This is a genomic window from Ilumatobacter sp. (assembly GCF_049588435.1).
Classification (GTDB): Bacteria; Actinomycetota; Acidimicrobiia; order Acidimicrobiales; family Ilumatobacteraceae; genus Ilumatobacter_A.
In genome coordinates this window covers 1-1,798 of record NZ_JBAVYV010000545.1, presented here as the reverse complement: position 1 = coordinate 1,798, position 1,798 = coordinate 1, and the positions used below count along the sequence as shown (strand labels likewise).

Here is a 1,798-nt window from a genome sequence, read left to right as displayed (position 1 = left end):
CACACCCGCTGATCGACGCCCGAGGCCATCAGAGCAGGACGAGCGCGAGCGCCAGCACGGCGAGCGTCGCCGTGATCCACGCGATGAACGTGGTGCGCGGTGCGACCCGGATGGATCGCAGGGGCTGCTCCACTGCGACGTGCAGCCCGACGGCGATGATCAACGACGCGAGCACCTTCAGGACCAACAGCGGCCACCCGTCGAGGCCGGTGCGGGCCGGGGTGAGGCACAGGATCGTCGGCCAGTGCACGACGTACCAGCTGTAGCTGAGCCGACCGATCATCACGGTGGGGCGCGTCGCGAGGAAACGGGTCAGCGGCCCCGCCACCAGCAACGACGCGATCAGCACGGCGTTGACCAACGAGATCGCTGCGTATCCACCGTGCAACAGCCACGGCGGGTCGTAGTCGGTGGTCATCGCGAGGCCGACCAGCAGGATCGCCGCGATCGGGCCCGCCACCCTCAGTCGGCGCGCGTGGCGAACCGGCAGCGTCGGTCTGACGTGGAGCAGGAGCGCAAGGCCACAGCCGGCGAGTAACTCGCTGCCACGGCTGTCGGTCCCGAACTCGAGCCGGTACGCCGGCCCGGACACCAGCAGTTGGACGAGCAATGAGGACACCCACCCGAGCGCGACGAGGATCGACAACGTGCGAATCGGCCGGGCGGTACGCCAGGAGATGACGACCGCCGTGGACAGTACGACGTAGAACTGTTCCTCGACGGCGAGTGACCAGAACGGACCGAGCGGTCCGACGATCGTGCGCAGCAGGTTGTCCTCGCCGCCGGCGATCACGTTCCAGTTCGACCAGCCGAACAGTGCAGCGGCGGCTTCCTGCCACTGCATTCCCGGCCAGAGTGCACTCGACAACAGCACGACCGTGCCGACGACCACGATCGACACCGGAGCGAGACGCTTCAGTCGGCGACTCCAGAAGTCCGCGAGATCGAGGCCTGCGGGCGACGACGAGCGACGCACCAGCAGCGTCGTGACCAGGTAGCCCGACAGCGTGAAGAACACCGAGACGCCCAGAAAGCCGCCCGGAGCGACACCGGGGAGTCCGGACGTCGCTCCGGCGTGGAACAGCACCACGGCGATGACCGCCCAGGCCCGGAGCCCGTCGAGCGCGGGGCGGTATTCGATCGTGCGGCTCACGCGTCGGACTCGTCGAGGCGAATATCGTCCGAGGCCGACCCGATCCGCGCCGGTACCGCAAGCGCCGAACCGACGACCAGGATCACGCCGAGGAGCGTCCAGCCGTTGAGCCACTCGAAACGGACCGGCCAACCGGCGTCGGGGAACGGCGGATCGGTGCGCACCACGAACGTCACGACGAGGCCACCCCCGAAGATGATGACGGCACCGGCGATGCCGACGATGCGTTGGCTCCATGTTCGAGATGCGAGGAACGCGACCGTCCACACGATGGCGGCCGGTACCGCCCAGATCCAGTCGATGAACACTGCCGCTGCGACGCTGGTGACCGCCGCCGACACGATGAGCGCTCGAAGCGACGCATCCGTCCGCACGTCCGCGGCGGGAGTGAGACCGAGCGCTCGGCGCACATCGAATCGGCGCCGATCCCGGAGCACCAGGACGATGCATGCCAGTACGGACAGCGCGGTCAAAGCGAAGGCGATGTTCAGGCTGCGCTGAGCCGTCCACTCGATCTCGACCCGGGTGGTCGTCGTCGTCGGTGCGAGCCACCAGCCGTTCGCGTTCCCGTCGATCAGCACCGGTTCACCGAGATCGGTGCCCTCGGCGCTCGCCGACCAGGCGGGGTTGAACCCTTCCCCGAGG

General features: G+C 68.5%; 2 protein-coding genes. Both read right to left on the bottom strand.

Annotated features, from left to right (window positions below):
• Positions 1–28 precede the first annotated feature (28 nt).
• A complete protein-coding gene (locus WBV89_RS20510) occupies positions 29–1,153 on the bottom strand; it encodes an acyltransferase family protein (RefSeq protein ID WP_423983184.1) in 1,125 nt (374 codons plus the stop codon).
• Positions 1,150–1,798: hypothetical protein (locus WBV89_RS20505; protein WP_423983183.1), on the bottom strand; the 649-nt coding region annotated here is incomplete at its 5' end. The genes WBV89_RS20505 and WBV89_RS20510, both read right to left, overlap by 4 nt.